This window comes from Streptomyces sp. NPDC046900, from assembly GCF_040644975.1.
Classification (GTDB): domain Bacteria; phylum Actinomycetota; class Actinomycetes; order Streptomycetales; family Streptomycetaceae; genus Streptomyces.
The window spans coordinates 271,191-291,671 of record NZ_JBEYXD010000005.1; the positions used below are offsets into that span (position 1 = coordinate 271,191).

Genomic DNA, 20,481 nt, shown 5'->3' on the forward strand with positions numbered 1-20,481 from the left:
ACCCTCCGGTGCCCGGCCCCTCGTCACGGCTGTACCGACCGCAGCGGCGTCACTTCTTGCGGCGCCGCCCGGTCTTGGCCTGCTTGCGGCGCTCAGCGCGCGTGAGGCCGTCCGCCTCCGAGCGCACCGGCTCGTCGTCGCCGGCGAAGTCGCCTTCGATGATGCCGCCCTCACCGTCCACGGTGGGCGCCGAGAAGTGCAGCCGCTCGCGACGCTGCGGGGCCTCGAGGCCCTTCGCGCGGATCTCCGGGCGAGCCGCCTGCGCCGCCACGGCCTCTTCCTTCTCCAGGGAGGGCTTGGCGTCCTCGACGGGGACCTCCTCGACCTGCTGCTCGACCTGGACCTCCAGGTTGAACAGGTAGCCGACGGACTCCTCCTTGATGCCCTCCATCATCGCGGTGAACATGTCGAAGCCCTCGCGCTGGTACTCGACCAGCGGGTCCTTCTGCGCCATCGCGCGCAGGCCGATGCCCTCCTGGAGGTAGTCCATCTCGTAGAGGTGCTCACGCCACTTGCGGTCCAGGACCGACAGCACGACCCGGCGCTCCAGCTCACGCATGATCTCGGAACCGAGCTGCGCCTCACGCTCCTGGTACTGCTCGTACACGTCGTCCTTGATGGACTCGGCGATGAACTCGGCCGTCAGCCCGGCACGGTCGCCGGTCGCGTCCTCCAGCTCCTCGATGGTGACCTTCACCGGGTAGAGCTGCTTGAAGGCGCCCCACAGCCGGTCCAGGTCCCAGTCCTCGGCGAAGCCCTCGGCGGTCTCGGCACCGACGTACGCGTCGATCGTGTCGTCCATGAAGTGCTGGATCTGCTCGTGCAGGTCCTCGCCCTCCAGGACGCGGCGCCGCTCGCCGTAGATGACCTCGCGCTGCCGGTTGAGGACCTCGTCGTACTTGAGGACGTTCTTCCGGGTCTCGAAGTTCTGCTGCTCGACCTGCGACTGGGCGGACGCGATCGCGCGCGTGACCATCTTGTTCTCGATCGGCACGTCGTCCGGCACGTTCGCCATCGACATGACGCGCTCGACCATCTGCGCCTTGAACAGACGCATCAGGTCGTCGCCCAGCGAGAGGTAGAAGCGCGACTCGCCGGGGTCGCCCTGACGGCCGGAACGACCGCGCAGCTGGTTGTCGATACGGCGCGACTCGTGCCGCTCGGTGCCCAGCACGTACAGGCCGCCGAGGTCCTCGACCTCGTCCTTCTCGGCCTTGACCGCCTGCTCGGCACGCTCCAGGGCGGCGGGCAGCGCCTGCGCCCACTCCTCGATGTGCTCCTCGGGGTCGAGCCCGCGCTGACGCAGCTCGGCCTCGGCGAGGTCCTCGGGGTTGCCGCCGAGCTTGATGTCCGTACCACGGCCGGCCATGTTCGTGGCCACGGTCACGGCGCCCTTGCGGCCGGCCTGCGCGACGATCACGGCCTCGCGGTCGTGCTGCTTCGCGTTGAGCACCTCGTGCTGGATGCCGCGCTTGGCGAGCTGCTGCGAGAGGTACTCGGACTTCTCGACCGAGGTCGTGCCGACGAGGATCGGCTGGCCCTTCTCGTGCTTCTCGGCGATGTCGTCGACGACCGCCTCGAACTTGGCGACCTCGGTGCGGTAGATCAGGTCCGACTGGTCCTTGCGGATCATCGGCTTGTTGGTCGGGATCGGGACCACGCCGAGCTTGTAGATCTGGTGGAACTCGGCGGCCTCGGTCATCGCCGTACCGGTCATGCCGGAGAGCTTGCCGTAGAGGCGGAAGAAGTTCTGCAGGGTGATCGTCGCGAGCGTCTGGTTCTCGTCCTTGATGTCCACCCCTTCCTTCGCCTCGATCGCCTGGTGCATGCCCTCGTTGTAGCGGCGTCCGGCGAGGATACGGCCGGTGTGCTCGTCGACGATCATGACTTCGCCGTCGATGACGACGTAGTCCTTGTCGCACTTGAAGAGCTCCTTGGCCTTGATGGCGTTGTTCAGGTAGCCCACCAGCGGGGTGTTCACCGACTCGTAGAGGTTGTCGATGCCCAGCCAGTCCTCGACCTTGGTGACGCCGCCCTCGTGGATGGCGACCGTGCGCTTCTTCTCGTCGACGTCGTAGTCGCCGGTCTCCTCGGTGCCCTTGAGGGGGTTGCCCGCCTCGCCCTTCTTCAGGCGCGTGACCAGCTTGGCGAAGTCGCCGTACCACTTGGTGGCCTGGTCGGCCGGGCCGGAGATGATCAGCGGCGTACGGGCCTCGTCCACGAGGATGGAGTCGACCTCGTCGACGATCGCGAAGTTGTGTCCGCGCTGGACGAGCTCGTCCTGGGACCACGCCATGTTGTCACGCAGGTAGTCGAACCCGAACTCGTTGTTCGTGCCGTACGTGATGTCGCACGCGTACTGCTCGCGGCGCTGGGCCGGCGTCATGTTGGCCAGAATGCAGCCGACGTCCAGGCCCAGGAACTTGTGGACGCGGCCCATCATCTCCGAGTCGCGCTCGGCCAGGTAGTCGTTGACCGTGACGATGTGGACGCCGTCTCCGGACAGGGCGTTCAGATACGCGGGCAGGGTGCCGACGAGCGTCTTGCCCTCACCGGTCTTCATCTCGGCGACATAGCCGAGGTGGAGCGCGGCACCGCCCATCATCTGCACGTCGTAGTGCCGCTGGCCGAGGACACGCTTGGCGGCCTCGCGCACGGTGGCGAAGGCCTCGGGCAGCAGGTCGTCGAGGGTCTCGCCATCGGCGTACCGCTGCTTGTACTCGTCGGTGAGGGCCCGCAGCTCGGCGTCGGAGAGGTCGATGAAGTCCTCTTCGATGGAGTTGACCTGGTCCGCGATGCGGTGCAGCTTGCGCAGGATCTTGCCTTCGCCTGCACGCATGATCTTCGAGAGGACGGACACGGGGGTTTGTCTCCTTGCCGGTCGGGCCTGGGACGGTCGGTTACGTATGACAGCTTGAGCAACGGCCATCGTAAGCGAGGACCCCGCCGCACCGGGAGGTCTGCCCCCGACAGCCACTAGGACAACGGACGGGCGCCGCCGAAGGTGCCGCGTCCTTGCCACGAAAAGTAACGGGCCTGACACGCGGAAACGAGCGCCACGGCACGACGGCGTGGCGGGTCCGGAAGGGCCGGTCGGCCCGGCCAGGAACGGCGGCGGCACCGGCCGGCCCGCCCGGCGGGGAACGGCGGCGCATTCGATGGCGACGGCCCGGCCGGACACAGTCGCCCCGCTCGCGGCGAAAGCGACGCGGCCCGGGGCGAAAAATCATGGCGCCGGGGCGGGAGCCCGAGCAGAATCGGGCGATGGACCCCGTCACCCTGACCACCGCGCGCCTGGTGCTGCGCACCGTGGGCCCGAAGGACACGGACGCGGTGTACGAAGCCGCCCAGGACCCCGACATCCAGCGCTGGACGACGATCCCGTCGCCGTACCTGCGCGAGCACGCGGAGGCGTTCGCCGGGCAGGTGGTGCCGGACGGGTGGGCGGACGCCTCGATGTTCACCTTCGGTGTCTTCCTGCTGCCCTCCGACGAGCTGGTGGGCATGCTCGGCCTGACGATGCGCTCGCTGGGCGTCGCCGAGATCGGCTTCTGGGCGGCGAAGGAACACCGTGGCAACGGCTACATCACGGAGGCGACGCTCGGCGCGTCGCGCTGGGCCTTCACACAGTTGTCGGTCGACCGCGTGGAGTGGCGCGCCGAAGTGGGCAACGCGGGGTCCCGTGCGGTCGCCGAGCGCGCGGGCTTCACCATCGAGGGCGTCCTGCGCTCCGCCATCAACAACAAGGGAGTGCGCCGGGACTGCTGGGTGGGCTCACTGCTGCCGTCGGACCTGGAGCTGCCGTCCACGGCGCCGTATCTGCCCGCACCTGCGCGGCCGGCGCGGCCCGCGTAGGCCGGGGCGTGGCACCGGGGGCCGGTCGCCGGGTGCGGGGTGTCCTCCTACGCCGGGTGCCTGTCGCCCGGTGCGGGGTTGTCCTCCGACGCCCGGTGCGGGGTTGTCCTCCGACGCCGGGTGCCTGTCGCCCGGTGCGGGGTTGTCCTCCGACGCCGGGTGCCTGTCGCCCGGTGCGGGGTTGTCCTCCGACGCCGGGTGCCTGTCGCCCGGTGCGGGAGTGTCCGTCTCCGGGTGGCCATCCCCGGGTACTGGGCCGCCGTCGTCGCACGTCGGAAGGGGTCCGCACCCCGGCCGAGACCACCGGAACCCGCGTACCGCCATCGATGTCAGTGCCACGTCCTACCGTGTCACCATGCCGAGTCTTCCGCGCCCCGCCACCGAACTGACCGCCGACGAAGCCCGCCGCATCGCCCTGCGGGCCCAGGGTTTCCTCGGCGCGCCCGACCGCAGGTCCGGGGTCCGCGGCGTACTGCGCCACCTGGGCGCGGTCCAGCTCGACACCATCTCGGTGCTCGCCCGCTCCCATGAGCTCATCCCGTACGCGCGCCTGGGCGCCATAGGGCGCAAGACGGTCGACTCGGCCTACTGGACGCCGTCGCCCGACGGCACGCCCGCGGCCGAGCCCCATGCGTTCGAGTACTGGTCCCACGCCGCCTGCATCCTGCCCATCGAGGAGTGGCCCCACTTCGCCTTCCGGCGCCGCGCCTACCGCGCCCGCCCGCACTGGAACCACACGCTCCCGGACGGGGTCTACGACCAGGTCGTCAAGCAGCTGCGCACCGAAGGCCCGCTCACGGCCACGGACCTGGGCGGCGCGAAGAAGACCAGCGAGTGGTGGGACTGGTCCGGCACGAAGGTCGCCGTGGAGCGCGCGCTGATGTACGGGGAGGTGGTGTGCGTCGAGCGCCGGGGCTGGAAGCGGGTCTACGACCTCGCCGAGCGCGCGGTCCCCGAGGCACTCCTCCACGACGAACTGGACGACGCCGAGTGCCTACGCCGTCTGGTGCGCCTGGCAGGCCAGTCACTCGGAGTCGGCACGCGCGCGGACATCGCGGACTACCACCGTCTCAAGGGCGAACAGGTCGACGCGGTGATCGCGGACTCGGGCCTGGTTCCGGTGACGGTCGAGGGGTGGGGCAAGCCCGCCTGGGCGGACCCGGAGGCCCTGCAGGCCCCGCCGAAAGGCCGGCACCGTACGACGCTTCTGTCGCCGTTCGACTCCCTGATCTGGGAGCGGGCGCGCACGGAGCGCATCTTCGGCTTCACACACCGCCTGGAGGCGTACGTCCCGAAGCCGAAGCGGGTGTACGGCTACTTCGCGATGCCGGTGCTCGCCGGCGGCCGGCTGGTCGGCCGAGTGGACCCGGCCCGCGAGGGACGCACGCTGGTCGCCAAGCAGGTGGCCCTGGACGGCGTCAAGGCGGTCCCGGCGGTGGCCCAGGCCCTGCTGGAGGCGGCGACATGGGTGGACTGCACAAACGTCCGCGTGGAACGGGTGGACGACGCTTCGCTGCGCGAGCCCCTCATGCGGGAGCTGGCCCGGGCCCTGGACTGATCCCTGCCACCGCGTCGGGGGCTGAGCCCCGGTCCCGCTAGCGGATCTCGAGGATCTTCTCCCGCATCGCGTAGACCACGGCCTCCATCCTGGAGTGCAACTGCAGCTTCTCCAGGATGTTGCGCACGTGGTTCTTCACGGTGTTCTCGGAGATGAACAACTCCTTGGCGATGTCCCGGTTGTTCATTCCGGTGGCGACGAGTTTGAGGACCTCGAGCTCCCGGTCGGTGAGCCGGGGCGCCGGAACCAGCCGCCGCTCGTCGGTGCGCTGGATCATCGACTTGAACTCGGTGAGGAGTTTCGACGCCATGGAGGGGCTGATCTGCGACTGCCCGTCGGCGACCGCGCGAATGGCCGTGGCCACCTCGTCCGTGGAAATCTCCTTGAGGAGATAACCGGTCGCACCGGCCTTGATCGCGTCGTAGAGATCGGCCTCTTCATCACTGATGGTCAGCATGATGATCTTCGCGCTGGGCGCCACCTCCTTGATGGAGGTGCACGCCTCGATCCCGCCGCGCTTGGGCATCCGCACGTCCATCAACACGATGTCGGGCAGCAGATCGGCCGCCTTGTCGACCGCCTCCGCACCGTCCCCCGCCTCGCCGACGACCTGGATGTCCTCCTCCGCCGCAAGCACGATCTCCAGACCACGACGGAAGAGGGCGTGGTCGTCCACGACGAGGACTCGGATCGGCTCCTTGCGTGGCGAGCCCACGTCCGGGCCCATGACGGTGGCGCCGTCGTCGGCGTCCTCGTCACGCATCGGTCCGAAGCTGTCCGCCATCGTTCCTCCCCCTGAAGGCTGCGGCTGGGGTCGTATGCCATCGCCAACCCAAGGTGACGGCCCATCGGTTGAGCGGTTGCGGCCATGATTCCATGCCCGGGTGGCGGTCAGGCGACAGAGCGCGGCGTGAAGAGGTCGCACACCGGTGCCCCTGGGGGCGCACGAGCTCACCAGGGGCACCGGGTCACAGCACTCATCCAGCGGGATCAGCCGCTGAGCGCTCCTGCCGCGTCAGCCGTCTACGCCTGAGCCACCATCTGGTCCGTGCTGAGGTGGATGACGCCGTAGTCGTACGCGTGCCGTCGGTAGACAACGCTCGGTTGCTTGGTTTCGGAGTCGACGAACAGGTAGAAGTCGTGCCCGACCAACTCCATTTCGTAGAGCGCCTGGTCGAGCGACATCGGGGACGCGACGTGGGTCTTCTCGCGTACTACGAGGGGGCCTTCGCCCTGCACCTCGAGCGATCCCACCCTCTTGGCTGCTACGCCGCCTTCCTCATCCTGCGGTACGACGCCGTTGCCGTTGAGTGTCGCGGCACCCGGGACGTGGTCGGGCACCTCGGCTGCCGTCAGCCGGGCCACCCCGCGACGTGTGTGTCGCTTGTCGTGCTGCTTGCGCAGCCGGGCCTCGAGCTTCTCCGCCGCCAGGTCGAGCGCCGCATACGCATCGCTGGCCGCTGCTTCCGCCCGGATCACCGGACCGCGGGAGTAAAGCGTGATCTCCACTCGGTCGCTGCGGTCGGCCTGTCGGGGGTTGGGCTCCTTGGACACCTCGACATCGAGGCTGATCACCTTGGCATCCAGCTTCTGGATCTTGTCCAGCTTCAGCTTGTCGGCCACGTGCTTCCGGAACCGCTCGGGCACCTCGGTCTTGCGGCCTTTGACGACGATGTCCACGCAGAACTCCGTTCCCGGATCGCTCCGCACCGCTGGCGGAGCATCTCCCTTGTGCACCAGGCCCCGGTGACCACCGGAGCCACGGACTCGGTGACTTCCACCTCCTCCTCCCCCGGGGGCGAGATCCCCACCCCGACCACTACGGGTGATTCAGAAAACCCGCAGATCGGCATTCGGATAAGCGAGGGATGGCCTGCGCCTTTCCCTTCACAACCGAACATATCTCGCCCGGACGGATGTCGTCACCCTCTACTACGGCGTACCTCCGTTCAAGTGAATTGACCTCCCCATTACCTGCAACGACGCAAGTTCTGAGTCAGTTCCGGTTTATTTCGAAAGATTCCGGCGACGCAGCGACCACCGCCGCTCGGATCCGGTCTCCGAGGCCGTTCCCAGCGGTCATTTCCCGTGGTGCTTGCATCCAGTACGTCGTTGCCGTCCTCTGTTCTGCTCTCTGTTCCCCCGTTGCTTCCCCTGTCCCACGGACATACACATCCGTGTCCGCCGTCCGTGCAACGGCGAGCGCATCCCGGACCGCGCGCGCCGCCTCCGCCAGCGACGCGCCCGTGGTCATCAGATCGTCGACGAGCACGACGGGCGCGTCTGCCAACAGCCTCCCGCCTCCGCCGGCCACCTCGAGCGCGCCCGCGAGATTGGCCAGCCGCTGCCGGGAATTGAGGCCCGACTGGTCGGCCACGGCCCGTCGCTGCCGCAGCACGGCAGCCACCCGCGCCGCCGTCCCGCACCGGCGCAGCTCGCCCGCCGCAGCGAGCGCGATCCGCCGCGTGGGGTCGTGTCCCCTCGCCCGCACCGCCCGCCGCGACGAAGGCACGGGCACGAGCAGCACGGGTCCCCGACCGCCACTGTTGCCTGAAGCCCCCGATCTGCCGTCGGCCCGCCCTGCCCCGCGGCCCGCGCCGCACGGCACGGCGCCCGCATCGACCGCTGCCCGCCCGGCCTCGGGGCCGATCGCGACGAGACCGGCCCGGACGGCCCCGGCCAGCGCCGTCCCGAGCGGTCCCGCGAGCGTGAGGACCCCCCGCTCCTTGTGCGCCAGGAGCGCGGCGCGCACGGCGCCCTCGTACGCGGCCGCCGCGTGTACCACGGGCAGCCCCACCGGTTCCGGCACCGGTCGCACCCGGCGCGGTGCGCCGCCGTGGACAGCCGCGCGGCACTCGGGACAGAGCACCGTGCGCGGCCTGCCACAGCCGCCGCACTCGGCCGGCAGCACCAGGTCGGTGAGGTCCTGCCACCACCTCCGCATGACCCCACTGTGCCAACGCCCGCGAGGACCTGCCAGGCCTGTGGATAACTCCCGGCTTTCCCTGTGGATAACCGTCCGATGGCCGTGGATAACCGCCGAACGGACGGATGGCACGGGCGCGGATACGGCCGAGCCCGGACGCACGGCTGAGCTCACGCGCACGGCTCACCCGGCATGCACGGCTCACCCGGGATAGACGGGTGCCGTCCCTTCCTTGACCACCTTCTGCCACTGCTCCCCGGCCGACAGGCGCACGATCCCGTCCACCGAGTACGCCACCAGCGGCAGATGCTCGTCCTCGGACGCCGCGATCTGCGTGACGCCCGTGAGCGAGGGCGGCGGAGTGCCCGTGGGCGTGGAGCCGTCCACCTGCACATAGCGCAGCTGCTGCACCCCGCCGGACTCACGACCGACCACCACGAGCTTGCTGTCACCGGCCCACGACATGGCCGTGACCTCTTCCAGTTGCGGAGTCACGGAGTGCAGTTCGAGAACCGACACGCTGAGCCGCCCGCCGGACCCCGTGTCCCGCTCCACTCGTCCGATCTGCAGGGACGTCGTACCGTCCTTCTCCACGATCAGAGCGATCCGCGCACCGTCGGAGGCCACACGCACCGCGTCGATGCGCCCGTCCAGATCCGGCACGCTCACCTCGACCGGCCGGCCCGCGCCCTTCTCCAGCAGCACCAGCCGGGCGTTCTTCGGATTGCGGTCGGCCACCCACAGGTCGCCCGCGCCGTCCCAGCTCGGCGTCGTCAGCCGGTCGCCCGGCGACGCGCCCACACTGGTCAGCACGGGGTCGCCGAGCGAGGCGCCCGACACCAGCGAGCCCACATACAGATACCGCCCGTCTGCGGAGACGCCGGCAGCGGTGTCCTCGTCCCGTGAGACGGCGGCCGAACGGAACTTCTTGTCTTCCTGGCCCAGCGCACCCGGAACCGGTTCGGGCTCCTTGGAGGTGCTTTCGCTACGCAGGCGGACGAGCCGCTCCTTGCTGTCGATGAAGTAGTTGTACTCGGACCGCTTGGCCGTGCCGTGCGAGGCGATGATCTCGGCATGGTTCTCGTCCAGCTCGCACAACCTCCTGCCGTTCGAGCGCTCGAGCTCGACCTGGTCCACACCCGTGGGCGTCAGGTCCTGAAGCGTGAACAGCAGCTGCGCCGCCATCCTGGTGCACTGCGTCTGCCCGACCCGGTCCGCCTTGTCGTTGAGGGGCACCGTCAGCTTGTTCTGGTCGTCGGGCGACAGGGAGGTGACCCCCCTCCTGAGCGCCGTACCCGACGGGAAGCTCGACGCCGCGACGGGGTCGAGCCAGCGTGTAGGGCCCTTCAGCAGAGAGCGGACCGTCGAGGTCACGGGGTCCACCTTGCTGCGTACGTACACCGGGTCCGCGACCGTGCTCAGCTGGCCGCTCGGGGAGGCGGGCGCGTTCGAGGCGTAGTAGTACTTGTTGACCGACACGTAGTTGCGCTGGAAGTCGGACTTGCCCATCACGACGCCCTGCGGCAGCGAGTCGATGCGCCACTGGTTGGTCTTCTTCTCCTGCGTCAGATGCACCGTCCTGCTGTACGAGCCCGAGTCCGGCGCATACGCGTGCTCCGAGTCCACCACGGCGAGCCGGCTGCCGGTCAGCGTGTACGCGTAGTCGTCGCCCGCCTCCCGGCTCCTGGCCTGGTCGGCCTCGGCATTCGGCCCGTCGGACAGCACCGTGGTGGAGTCATCCGGGTCCCAGTGGCGCCGCGCGCTGTCCGTCAGGTACTTCCGCGCCGTCTCGTACTGCGGGTCGTCGCTGGTCAGCGCCTCCAGGAAGCCCCGCACGATCTCGTCGGGCCCCGCGTCCTCGCGCGGCGGCACCGCGAAGACCCGGACCTGGGTGTCCTGCCGGGGCGTCGACTCGACCCCGCTGAGACCTCCGCTGTCCGGCATGGAGGCGCACCCGCTCAGCAGTACGGCCCCACAGCCGACATACACCCCCAGGTGCAGCGCACGCCGTCGGCCGCCCCCCTCAGCGCCCACCCGATGCCTCCCCTTGCTCACGCTCGTCGGGCCTGCCGACGCCGTGCGCCGGTTCCTGTGTGCTCTCGTCCTGGCGCCTCAGGGTCCCGGTGGACCGCGGCACCACACGCGCGCCGCTTCCGGGCAGCGCGGTCGGATCGGCGGCAGGTGCCACCGTGGCCATCCGCGCCGCTATCGGGTCGCGGGAGGACGTCCTCTCCTCCGTGGCCTGCCGGGGCACCGTGGCCAGCCTGCCGGACCCGCCCTGCGGCAGACCGGCGTCGCTGAGCCCGCGATTGCGCCGGGAGTCCATGGGCTCCAGCGGTATCGGGGAACCCCTCAGCGGTTCGTCCGCGGTCCGCGGCAGCGTCAGCCGGAACTGCGAACCCCCGCCCGGCTCACCCCATGCCTGCAGCCAGCCGCCGTGCAGCCGTGCGTCCTCCAGGGCGATCGAGAGCCCGAGGCCCGTACCGCCGGTCGTACGCGCGCGTGCCGGGTCGGCCCGCCAGAAGCGGCTGAACACACGGGTGGCCTCTCCCGGCTTGAGACCCACACCGTAGTCGCGCACCGCGATCGCCACCGCGCCGCCCGCCGCGGCGAGCTTGACGGTGACGTCCTTGCCCTCGCCGTGCTCGACCGCGTTGACCACGAGGTTGCGCAGCACACGCTCGACGCGCCGGGCATCCGCCTCGGCCACGACGGGCTGCTGGTCGCCCACGACACGGATCTGGGTACCCTTGCGCTCGGCGAGCGGCGCGGCGCCGCTCACCACCCGTCGCACGACCTCACGGAGATCGATCGGCTCGGCCTCCAGCGCGGCCGCGCCGGCGTCGAAGCGGCTGATCTCCAGCAGGTCCGCGAGCAGCGACTCGAACCGGTCCAGCTGGTCGGCGAGCAGCTCGGCGGACCGGGCGGTCACCGGATCGAAGTCGACACGCGCCTCGTGGATGACGTCGGCCGCCATCCGCACGGTCGTCAGCGGCGTACGCAGCTCGTGCGACACGTCGGACACGAACCGCCGCTGCATCCGCGAGAGGTCCTCCAGCTGCTGGATCTTCAGCTGGAGGTTCTGGGCCATCTTGTTGAAGGCCTCGCCGAGCCGCGCGATGTCGTCCTCGCCGGTCACCTTCATACGTTCCTGCAGATGCCCGGCGGACAGCCGTTCGGCGATGCCCGCGGCCATCCGTACGGGTGTGACGACCTGACGCACCACGAGCCAGGCGATCGCCCCGAGGAGGACCACCACGAAGAGCCCGGCGGTCGCGAGCGTCCCCTTGACCAGGCTGAGCGACTTCTCCTCCTGTGTGAGCGGGAAGAGGTAGTACAGCTGGTACGGGTGTCCGTTCGGGTCGTTGATCTGCTTGCCGATGATGAGCGCCGGCTGCGTGTCGCGTCCGCTGTCGGTGTAGGTGATCCGGGTGTAGCTCTGGGCCACACCCATGCCCGCGCCGACGCGCGTGCGCAGGTCCTCCGGGACGCTCTGGCTCGGGTCCACCCCGCCCGACGCGCGCGGTCCGAGTCCGCGGTTGTCGTTGTCAGCGACGGCCGTACTGAGCGTGACCACGTCGAACGCGCCCTGACCGCCGCTGGAGAGCGACTCCACGAGGTCGCCCATCCACCCGCTGACGTTCTGCACGGGGTCGTTGCCGGCGCCCGGGTTGTCGTCACCGCCGCTCGCGCTGGCCGCGCTGTCCGCCTTCTGCCCGGCGACCGTGAAACCGCCCACGGCCTGGCTCTGCGACGCCTTCACCTTGGCGTCCAGCAGGCCGTTGCGCACCTGACCGATGACGACGAAGCCGAGCAGCAGCACCACGCCGAGCGACATCAGCAGCGTCGTGACGACGATCTTCAGCTGGATGTTGCGTCGCCACAGCCGCATCACGGGCAGCAGTGGACGGCGCACCCAGCGCATGACGAGCCGAAGGACCGGGCTGCCCTGGACTCCGCCCTGGAGCAGCCCGCCCTCGAAGAAACTTTCCCATCCGGAGCCCTGCCGACCGACAGGCCGCCCCGTACGGGCTCCCGGCCGACCGGGCGCCGAAGCGGCACTGTCCCGCGACATGTCAGCTGGGTCCGGCCTTGTAACCGACACCACGTACGGTCACCACGATCTCCGGCCGCTCCGGGTCCTTCTCGACCTTGGAACGCAGCCTCTGGACGTGAACATTGACGAGTCGGGTGTCCGCCGCGTGGCGGTAGCCCCACACCTGCTCGAGCAGGACCTCGCGGGTGAACACCTGCCACGGCTTGCGCGCCAGTGCCACCAGCAGGTCGAACTCCAGCGGCGTGAGCGCGATCGACTGCCCGTCCCGCTTCACCGAGTGACCTGCCACGTCGATGACGAGGTCGCCGATGGCGAGCTGCTCGGGCGCCGGCTCCTCCGACCTCCGCAGCCGCGCCCGGATGCGGGCCACCAGCTCCTTCGGCTTGAACGGCTTCACGATGTAGTCGTCCGCGCCCGACTCCAGACCGACCACCACGTCCACGGTGTCGCTCTTGGCGGTGAGCATCACGATCGGCACACCGGACTCGGCCCTGATCAGACGGCACACCTCGATGCCGTCCCGCCCGGGCAGCATCAGGTCGAGGAGCACCAGGTCGGGCTTGGTGTCACGGAAGGCGGCCAGCGCCTTGTCTCCGTCGGCTACGAAAGACGGCTCAAAACCTTCGCCACGCAGCACGATGCCGAGCATCTCGGCCAGTGCGGTGTCGTCGTCGACGACAAGGACTCGTCCCTTCATAAACGACATCATCCCATTCTCGTAACGGTGACCATGGCGCTGGTGAACAAGGTCACTGGCCTGTGACGATAGTCGTATGTGACCGTCACTGTCTGCCCTCGTCCGCGGACCTTGATGTCGGGAACGGGTTCCGGCTCCGAGGCGGGCAGCCTCGCCCCCGCCATCGTCACTCAATGCAGGCAGTCAGACACATCCTTCACCGAGACATCGCGACAAAATGCGCGAAGGGGGTAAGGGGTTGTTTCGGTACGTGCCAGGGGAGCCACAGATGGACGTCCCGGACCAACTCCTTCTGCTGGAGTTCCCGGAAAGGACGGAGCGCCCGTGGAGGGGTCGTTTTCGTCGATCAGTGCGACATCAACCCATTGCCTAGATCGTTACCTGGCGCGACCTGTCGTACAGCGCGGCGAGTGCGTCGGCGGTCACAGGCGACACGACACCCTCGTCGGTGACGATCGCCGTCACCAGTTCGGGCGGCGTCACGTCGAACGCCGGGTTGTAGGCCTGGGTCCCCAGGGGCGCCACCGCGATCCCGCCGCCCGCTTCCACTCCCGGCACCGGCACCCGAGGTGCGGTGAACTCCGTCACCTCATGTCCGGGCCGCTGCTCGACCTCGATGGACGCTCCGTCCGGCGTGTCCGGATCCACCGTCGTCACCGGTGCCACCACGATGAACGGCACGTGGTGGTAGCGGGCGAGCACAGCGAGCGGATAGCTCCCCACCTTGTTCGCCACCGAACCGTCGGCCGCGATCCGGTCCGCCCCGATCAGTACGGCGTCCACCTCTCCGGCCGCGAAGAGCGAGCCCGCCGCGTTGTCCGTGAGCAAGGTGTACGCCATCCCGTGGCGGGCCGCCTCGTACGCCGTCAAGCGGGCACCTTGCAGCAACGGCCGCGTCTCGTCCACCCACAGCCTGCGCAGGCGTCCCACCCGGTGCGCCGCCAGCGCCACCGCGAACGCCGTGCCCTCCCCTCCGGACACCAGCGCCCCGCTGTTGCAGTGCGTGAGCACCCGGTGCCCGCCGCCCGGCAGCAGCTCCTCCAGCAGGGCCAGCCCATGCTGCGCCATGCGCCCGCTGGCCGCGGCGTCCTCCCGGTGCAGGTCCCGCGCCGCGGCGAGCGCCGCCGCGGCGGCCTGCTCCTGGCCTTGGCCGTCGGTGAGTGCGGTCCGGTACGCGGCCCGGGCCCTGCGCACGCCGACAGCCAGGTTCACCGCGGTGGGCCGGGCGCCCGCGAGCGCCGCGGCGGCCTCGTCCACGTCGAAGCCCCGTGCGGCGGCGAGCGCGACACCGTACGCGCCGGCGATCCCGAGCAGCGGTGCCCCGCGCACGGCGAGGGTGCGGATCGCGTCCACGAGCGCGGGCGCGTCCGTGCACACGAGCTCGACCTCTTCCGCGGGGAGCCTTCTCTGGTCGAGAAGCACCAGCACGGGCCCCTCGGGCGGCTCGTCCCAGCGGATCACGGATATCCCCATGGACTGCATGTCCTCGCCGGATTGCGCGTACTGATCAGCCATGCCGTCAGTCTGCCCCGTATCCGGCCGACAATTGAAGGTCTACAGCAGGCTCTCCCCCCGGTCCCTTGGCGAACGCAGCGTGGCACGATGGCAGCCAACTCGCCGCCGCGACCGCGGACGGGCACCGTGAAGGAGCGACGATGGAAGACACTCCGGGCTGGGCCTCGCCCGGATCTGCCCCGGCCGACGGGCCGCAGCCGGACGCATCCGGCGCGCAGTCGCCGGAGCAGCCCACGGGTCAGGGCGGCGCCGATCAGCCGCAGCCGCCGACCAAGTGGTCCAAGGAGCAGCCGCCGCCGGGGCAGTGGGCCGCTCCCCAGCCTCACGGGCCCGGCCAGAACCCGCCATCGCCGCAGCCCGGCCGGAGCTGGGCCTCCCACCCTCCCACCGCTCCCGGCGGCTACCCCGGCGCGGGCGCCGGATACGGCGGCTGGGGAGGACCCGACCGCCGATACGGCGGCAACGGGGCATGGGGCGGCGCCTGGGGCCCGCCCCCCGCCGCCAAGCCCGGTGTGATCCCGCTGCGCCCGCTCGGCGTCGGTGAGATCCTCGACGGCGCGGTCTCCACCATGCGCACCTACTGGCGCACGGTCCTCGGCATCTCGCTGGCCGTCTCCGTCGTCATGCAGACGGCCGTCCTTCTGCTCCAGAAATTCGTCCTGGCCGACAGCACCACCACGGACACCCTCAACGACCCGAACGCCTCCGTGCACGAGCTGAGCCGCGCGATGGCCGACACGATGGTGAGCTCCTGTGTCGTCCTGCTCGTCGTCCTGCTCGCCACGATCGTCGCCACAGGACTGCTCGCACCCGTCACCAGCCGCGCGGTGCTCGGCAAATCGGTGACCGCTGAGCCATCGCGCCCCTCCCGCTCCCAGCTGGCGAGGCTGATCGGCCTGACGGTGCTGCTGCCCCTCATAGCGCTCGCGGCCATCGCCGTGGGCACGCTGCCCGGCATCCTCGTCGCCGTGATCGCCTCCACCGCCGGAGGCACCGCGCTGGCCGTCCTCGGCGGCCTGGTCGGGGGCGTGGCGGCCCTGTGGATCATGACCCGCTACTCGCTCGCCCCGTCCGCGCTGATGCTGGAGAGGCAGAGCATCCGCAAATCGATGAGCCGCTCCGCGAAGCTGGTGAGCGGTTCGTGGTGGCGGATCTTCGGCATCCAGCTGCTCGCCCAGGTCATCGCGGCCATCGTCGCGTCGCTCGTCGTGATCCCGTTCGTCATCGTGGCCGGGGCGGTCAGCGGTGACGGCATCAGCAGCCTCGTCAACAGCACCCCGGGCAGCGTCGGCTGGACGTTCCTCATCGTCAGCGGCATCGGCTCGGTGATCGGACGCATGGTCACCTTCCCGATCACCGCCGGCGTGACCGTGCTCCTCTACATCGACCAGCGCATCCGCCGCGAGGCCCTCGACCTCGATCTGGCCCGCGCCGCCGGTCTCCAGGTCCACGGCTCCGACACCCCCGGCACCACCCCGGGGAGCTGATGCGGTGAGCATGACGGGGGGAGTACTGAAAGTCGTACCGGTGCTGTGGCGCTCGGGCGACGGACCACCGGTGACGATCCCGCGCGACCCCGCGCGGGAGGCGGCCCGGCACGAGCTGTCCAAGCGGATGTACCACGAGAACGACCCAGGGCTGCTGCAGCGCACTTTGAACGCCTTCTGGGACTGGGTCGACCGGCTGTTCGGAGCCGCCTCGACCGCGACACCGGGCGGCTCGGTGGGCCTCCTGGTCATCGTCCTGGCGGTGCTGGCGGTCGTCGTCGCCCTGTGGTGGCGCCTCGGCACCCCGCGGCGCACCTCCGCGACGTCCGCCGCGCTCTTCGAGGACCGTCCCCGAAGCGCGGCCGAACACCGTGCGGCCGCCGACGCACACGCCGCCCAGGGCCACTGGAACCAGGCCGTCCAGGAGCGCATGCGCGCGATCGTCCGCTCCCTGGAGGAACGGGCCATGCTCGACGTACGCCCCGGCCGGACCGCCGACGAAGCAGCCTCCGAGGCCGGCCGGACCCTGCCCGACCACGCCGACCCGCTGCGCACGGCGGCCCGCGACTTCGACGACGTCACATACGGCGGCCGCGCCGCCGGCGAGGGGACGTACCGCGGCCTGGCCGCCCTGGACGACGACCTGGAGCGCGCCAAGCCCCAGCTCACCGGCAGCACCCTCGCCACGGCCCACAAGGGCCGCCAGGGAGCCGCCGGATGACCACCGAGACCCTGCCATCCACCTCGGTCTCGCCCACCGTGCGCCAGGTCTGGACCCGGGCACGCGGTGTCCTGCTCGCCGTCGTCCTCCTCCTGATCGGGGCCCTCGCGCTCGCGGTCATCCGCTCGGACACCCATCACGGCCGCCTGGACCCGCGCTCCGCCGATCCCTACGGCAGCCATGCCGTCGCCGCTCTCCTCGCCGAGCGGGGAGTCTCCACGCGTGTCGTCACCACCCTGGACGAGGCCCGCGCCGCCGTCGGTCCCGACACGACGCTGCTGATCGCCGTACCCGACCTGCTGACGCGCCGTCAACAGCAGGTGGCGCACCAGGCGGTGAAGGACTCCGGCGGCAGGACGATCCTGATCGCTCCCGACGCCTCGGTCGCGACCCTGGCACCCGGGGTCTCGGCCGACCCCGCCCCCAGCTTCGAGTCGGCACTCGACCCGGACTGCACGCTGCCCGTCGCCCGCAGATCCGGCGCCGCCACCACGAGCGGCCTCCGCTACGACACGAGCATCGACCAGGCCGACACCTGCTACCCCAGCGACGGCCTGCCCACCCTGGTGCGTGTCCCGGCCGTCTCCGGAGGCGGCGACACCGTCGTCCTGGGCGCGCCCGACATCCTCTACAACAACCGCCTGGCCCAGCAGGGCAACGCCTCGCTCGCCCTGCAACTTCTGGGTTCGCGTTCCCACTTGGTCTGGTACCTCCCCTCGCTCTCCGACGCCTCGGCCACCGACGCGGGCCGCAAGACCTTCCTCGACCTGCTCCCCTCGGGCTGGCTCTGGGGCACCCTGCAACTCTTCATCGCCGCAGGTTTGGCCGCGCTCTGGCGGGCACGCCGACTCGGCCCGCTCGTCGCCGAAAAACTCCCCGTCGCGATCCGCGCCTCCGAAACCGTCGAAGGCCGCGCCCGCCTCTACCGCAAGGCGGACGCCCGGGACCGCGCCGCCATCGCTCTGCGCTCCTCCACCCGCACCCGCCTCGCCCCCCTCGTAGGCATTCCCCTCACCCAGGCGCACGCGCCCGAGGCCCTGCTCCCCGCACTGTCCGCACAGTTGCACGGCGACGCACAGTCCCTGCACGCTCTCCTCTTCGGCCCGCCGCCCGGCGACGACGCGGCCCTGACTGCCCTCGCCGACCAACTCGACGCCCTCGAAAGAGAGGTACGCCGTCCATGATGGACCCGACCACTGACAACGCCGGGTACACCGGGGACGCGGGCACCGCCCGCGCCTCCCTGGAAGCCTTGCGCGCCGAGATCGCCAAGGCCGTGGTCGGCCAGGATCCCGCGGTGACCGGCCTCGTGGTCGCCCTCCTCTGCCGCGGACACGTGCTGCTGGAAGGCGTCCCCGGGGTCGCCAAGACACTGCTCGTGCGCGCACTGGCCTCCGCACTCGAACTCGACACGAAGCGCGTCCAGTTCACACCGGACCTGATGCCCAGCGACATCACCGGGTCCCTCGTCTACGACGCCCGCACAGCCGAGTTCTCCTTCCAGGCCGGCCCGGTCTTCACCAACCTGCTGCTGGCCGACGAGATCAACCGCACCCCGCCCAAGACCCAGTCCTCGCTCCTCGAAGCAATGGAGGAACGTCAGGTCACGGTCGACGGCACCCCGCGCCCGCTCCCGGAGCCGTTCCTGGTCGCCGCGACGCAGAACCCGGTCGAGTACGAGGGCACGTATCCGCTCCCGGAAGCCCAACTTGACCGGTTCCTGGTCAAACTGACGATCCCTCTCCCCTCCCGTCAGGACGAGATCGACGTCCTCACCCGTCATGCCGCCGGCTTCAACCCCCGCGATCTGCGCGCCGCCGGCGTACGCCCGGTGGCAAGCGCTGCCGACCTCGAGGCCGCACGCGCCGCCGTCGCCAAGACGGCGGTCTCCCCGGAGATCACCGCGTACGTCGTGGACATCTGCCGCGCCACCCGCGAATCGCCATCCCTCTCCCTCGGCGTGTCGCCTCGCGGCGCGACGGCCCTCCTCGCCACGTCCCGGGCCTGGGCCTGGTTGACGGGTCGTGACTACGTCATCCCCGACGACGTGAAGGCACTGGCTCTACCGACGCTGCGTCACCGCATCCAACTCCGCCCGGAGGCAGAGATGGAGGGCGTGACGGCGGACTCCGTCATCAACGCGATCCTCGCCAACGTCCACGTCCCCCTGTAATGGCACTCACCGGACGCGCCGCCCTGCTCGCGGCACTCGGCACCCTCCCGGTCGGCATCTGGGAACCCAGCTGGACGGGCATCCTCGCCGTCAACGGATCGCTCGCCCTGGCGTGCGCCTGCGACTTCGCGCTGGCCGCCCCCGTTCGGCGACTGGGTCTGAGCCGTTCCGGCGACACATCGGTACGACTCGGCGAAGCGGCCGACGTGACGCTCACCGTCACCAACCCCTCGGGCCGCCCCCTGCGGGCCCGGCTCCGCGACGCCTGGCCGCCCAGCAGTTGGCAGCCAGGGACCGAAACGCCCGCCTCTCGCCACCATCTGACGGTCCCTCCGGGCGAGCGCCGTCGTGTGACGACCCGCCTGCGCCCCACCCGCCGCGGTGACCGGCACGCGGACCGCGTCACGATCCGCTCCTACGGCCCCCTCGGCCTCTTCTCCCGCCAGGGCGCGCACACGGTCCCCTGGACGGTACGGGTCCTGCCGCCCTTCGCCAGCCGCAAGCACCTCCCGTCCAAACTGGCCCGCCTCCGCGAACTGGACGGCCGCGCCAGCGTGCTGATCCGCGGCGAAGGGACCGAGTTCGACAGCCTGCGCGAGTACGTCCCCGGAGACGACACCCGTTCCATCGACTGGCGTGCTACGGCGCGCCAGTCGACCGTCGCGGTGCGCACCTGGCGCCCCGAACGAGACCGGCACATCCTGCTGGTCCTGGACACCGGCCGCACATCGGCCGGGCGAGTGGGGGACGCACCTCGTCTGGACGCCTGCATGGACGCGGCCCTCCTGCTGGCCGCTCTGGCCTCCCGGGCCGGCGACCGCGTCGACATGCTCGCCTACGACCGCCGCGTTCGCGCCCTGGTGCAGGGCCGAGCCGCCCGTGACCTGCTCCCCTCACTGGTCGACGCCATGGCGACACTGGAGCCGGAGCTGGTGGAAACGGACAGCCGCGGGCTGGCGGCCACCGCGCTCCGTACTGCGCCACGCCGTTCCTTGCTCGTCCTGCTCACCTCTCTTGACGCGGCCCCCGTCGAGGAAGGGCTTGTGCCGGTACTGTCCCGCCTCACCCAGCGGCACACGGTGCTGCTCGCATCGGTCGCCGATCCGCACGTGGCCGCTATGGCGACGGCCAGGGGAAATGCGGATGCGGTGTACGAGGCGGCGGCCGTGGCTCAGGCCCAGGCGGAACGCACCCGCACGGCCGAACAATTGCGACGCCATGGAGTCACCGTTGTGGACGCGACGCCGGAGGACCTGGCACCGGCGCTGGCGGACGCATATCTGGCGCTGAAGGCGGCGGGCCGGCTCTGAGGTCGACCATCCATTTCCGTCTCTCAGGGGGTGGGAACATGCCCCTGAAATGCAGAAAACCCCGCACCATAGGTGCGGGGTTTTCCCAAGATTTGTTCGGCGGCGTCCTACTCTCCCACAGGGTCCCCCCTGCAGTACCATCGGCGCTGTAAGGCTTAGCTTCCGGGTTCGAAATGTAACCG

At 70.4% G+C, this 20,481-nt stretch carries 15 protein-coding genes and 1 rRNA gene; 7 read left to right on the forward strand and 9 right to left on the reverse strand.

From position 1 onward, the window contains the following. Positions 1-49: 49 nt before the first annotated feature. Complete coding sequence (gene secA, locus ABZ904_RS08050; protein ID WP_359397026.1) at positions 50-2,860, reverse strand: preprotein translocase subunit SecA; 2,811 nt, start codon at positions 2,858-2,860, stop codon at positions 50-52. Positions 2,861-3,264: 404 nt separating this feature from the next. Here secA and ABZ904_RS08055 point away from each other — a divergent pair, with 404 nt between their 5' ends. Then, positions 3,265-3,855: a GNAT family N-acetyltransferase gene (locus tag ABZ904_RS08055; protein WP_360991310.1), complete on the forward strand. Its 591-nt coding sequence runs from the start codon at positions 3,265-3,267 to the stop codon at positions 3,853-3,855. 355 nt (positions 3,856-4,210) lie between these two features. Then, positions 4,211-5,413, forward strand: a complete 1,203-nt coding sequence (locus ABZ904_RS08060; protein ID WP_359397030.1) for a crosslink repair DNA glycosylase YcaQ family protein — start codon at positions 4,211-4,213, stop codon at positions 5,411-5,413. Positions 5,414-5,450: 37 nt separating this feature from the next. Here ABZ904_RS08060 and ABZ904_RS08065 read toward each other — a convergent pair whose 3' ends face one another. From ABZ904_RS08065 to mtnA, 7 genes are all read right to left on the reverse strand, one after another. Beyond that, complete coding sequence (locus ABZ904_RS08065; protein ID WP_359397032.1) at positions 5,451-6,197, reverse strand: response regulator transcription factor; 747 nt, start codon at positions 6,195-6,197, stop codon at positions 5,451-5,453. A 239-nt stretch (positions 6,198-6,436) separates the two neighbouring features. Then, the gene (gene raiA / locus ABZ904_RS08070; RefSeq protein ID WP_359397034.1) at positions 6,437-7,150 is read right to left on the reverse strand and encodes a ribosome-associated translation inhibitor RaiA; all 714 of its coding nucleotides are present in this window, start codon (positions 7,148-7,150) and stop codon (positions 6,437-6,439) included. Positions 7,151-7,409: 259 nt separating this feature from the next. Next, positions 7,410-8,357 (reverse strand): ComF family protein, encoded by a 948-nt coding sequence (locus ABZ904_RS08075; protein WP_359397037.1) that lies wholly within the window; start codon positions 8,355-8,357, stop codon positions 7,410-7,412. A gap of 183 nt (positions 8,358-8,540) precedes the next feature. Beyond that, positions 8,541-10,283, reverse strand: coding sequence for an LpqB family beta-propeller domain-containing protein (locus ABZ904_RS08080; protein ID WP_359397039.1), 1,743 nt, complete (start codon positions 10,281-10,283; stop codon positions 8,541-8,543). A 79-nt stretch (positions 10,284-10,362) separates the two neighbouring features. After that, positions 10,363-12,414: an MtrAB system histidine kinase MtrB gene (mtrB, locus tag ABZ904_RS08085; RefSeq protein WP_361821843.1), complete on the reverse strand. Its 2,052-nt coding sequence runs from the start codon at positions 12,412-12,414 to the stop codon at positions 10,363-10,365. Position 12,415: 1 nt separating this feature from the next. After that, a complete protein-coding gene (gene mtrA / locus ABZ904_RS08090) occupies positions 12,416-13,105 on the reverse strand; it encodes a two-component system response regulator MtrA (protein WP_359397045.1) in 690 nt (229 codons plus the stop codon). A 357-nt stretch (positions 13,106-13,462) separates the two neighbouring features. Further along, entirely contained in the window at positions 13,463-14,608 is a 1,146-nt protein-coding gene (gene mtnA / locus ABZ904_RS08095) for an S-methyl-5-thioribose-1-phosphate isomerase (RefSeq protein WP_361821847.1), read from the reverse strand. A 140-nt stretch (positions 14,609-14,748) separates the two neighbouring features. Between mtnA and ABZ904_RS08100 the strand changes: the two genes are divergently transcribed. Genes ABZ904_RS08100 through ABZ904_RS08120 form a run of 5 tightly spaced genes read left to right on the forward strand, consistent with a single transcriptional unit; the run spans position 14,749 to position 20,299 of the window. After that, complete coding sequence (locus tag ABZ904_RS08100) at positions 14,749-16,095, forward strand: proline-rich domain-containing protein (RefSeq protein ID WP_361821850.1); 1,347 nt, start codon at positions 14,749-14,751, stop codon at positions 16,093-16,095. A 10-nt stretch (positions 16,096-16,105) separates the two neighbouring features. Beyond that, the gene (locus tag ABZ904_RS08105) at positions 16,106-16,816 is read left to right on the forward strand and encodes a DUF4129 domain-containing protein (protein WP_361821875.1); all 711 of its coding nucleotides are present in this window, start codon (positions 16,106-16,108) and stop codon (positions 16,814-16,816) included. Further along, complete coding sequence (locus tag ABZ904_RS08110) at positions 16,813-18,000, forward strand: DUF4350 domain-containing protein (protein ID WP_361821852.1); 1,188 nt, start codon at positions 16,813-16,815, stop codon at positions 17,998-18,000. Before ABZ904_RS08105 ends, ABZ904_RS08110 begins: the two co-directional genes overlap by 4 nt. After that, a complete protein-coding gene (locus ABZ904_RS08115) occupies positions 18,000-18,989 on the forward strand; it encodes a MoxR family ATPase (RefSeq protein ID WP_360991747.1) in 990 nt (329 codons plus the stop codon). The genes ABZ904_RS08110 and ABZ904_RS08115 overlap by 1 nt, the downstream gene beginning before the upstream one ends. Then, the gene (locus tag ABZ904_RS08120; protein ID WP_361821855.1) at positions 18,989-20,299 is read left to right on the forward strand and encodes a DUF58 domain-containing protein; all 1,311 of its coding nucleotides are present in this window, start codon (positions 18,989-18,991) and stop codon (positions 20,297-20,299) included. The genes ABZ904_RS08115 and ABZ904_RS08120 overlap by 1 nt, the downstream gene beginning before the upstream one ends. Before the next feature lie 94 nt (positions 20,300-20,393). Here ABZ904_RS08120 and rrf read toward each other — a convergent pair. Then, positions 20,394-20,481, reverse strand: a 5S ribosomal RNA gene (gene rrf / locus ABZ904_RS08125); the annotation flags it as partial.

Coding starts and splice junctions, on each gene's coding strand:
- ABZ904_RS08055 (WP_360991310.1), top strand. CDS start 3,265: ATGGACCCCGTCACCCTGACCACCGCGCGCCTGGTGCTGCGCACCGTG.
- ABZ904_RS08060 (WP_359397030.1), top strand. CDS start 4,211: ATGCCGAGTCTTCCGCGCCCCGCCACCGAACTGACCGCCGACGAAGCC.
- ABZ904_RS08065 (WP_359397032.1), bottom strand. CDS start 6,197: ATGGCGGACAGCTTCGGACCGATGCGTGACGAGGACGCCGACGACGGC.
- ABZ904_RS08075 (WP_359397037.1), bottom strand. CDS start 8,357: ATGCGGAGGTGGTGGCAGGACCTCACCGACCTGGTGCTGCCGGCCGAG.
- ABZ904_RS08080 (WP_359397039.1), bottom strand. CDS start 10,283: ATGCCGGACAGCGGAGGTCTCAGCGGGGTCGAGTCGACGCCCCGGCAG.
- mtrB (WP_361821843.1), bottom strand. CDS start 12,414: ATGTCGCGGGACAGTGCCGCTTCGGCGCCCGGTCGGCCGGGAGCCCGT.
- mtrA (WP_359397045.1), bottom strand. CDS start 13,105: ATGATGTCGTTTATGAAGGGACGAGTCCTTGTCGTCGACGACGACACC.
- mtnA (WP_361821847.1), bottom strand. CDS start 14,608: ATGGCTGATCAGTACGCGCAATCCGGCGAGGACATGCAGTCCATGGGG.
- ABZ904_RS08100 (WP_361821850.1), top strand. CDS start 14,749: ATGGAAGACACTCCGGGCTGGGCCTCGCCCGGATCTGCCCCGGCCGAC.
- ABZ904_RS08105 (WP_361821875.1), top strand. CDS start 16,106: ATGACGGGGGGAGTACTGAAAGTCGTACCGGTGCTGTGGCGCTCGGGC.
- ABZ904_RS08110 (WP_361821852.1), top strand. CDS start 16,813: ATGACCACCGAGACCCTGCCATCCACCTCGGTCTCGCCCACCGTGCGC.
- ABZ904_RS08115 (WP_360991747.1), top strand. CDS start 18,000: ATGGACCCGACCACTGACAACGCCGGGTACACCGGGGACGCGGGCACC.
- ABZ904_RS08120 (WP_361821855.1), top strand. CDS start 18,989: ATGGCACTCACCGGACGCGCCGCCCTGCTCGCGGCACTCGGCACCCTC.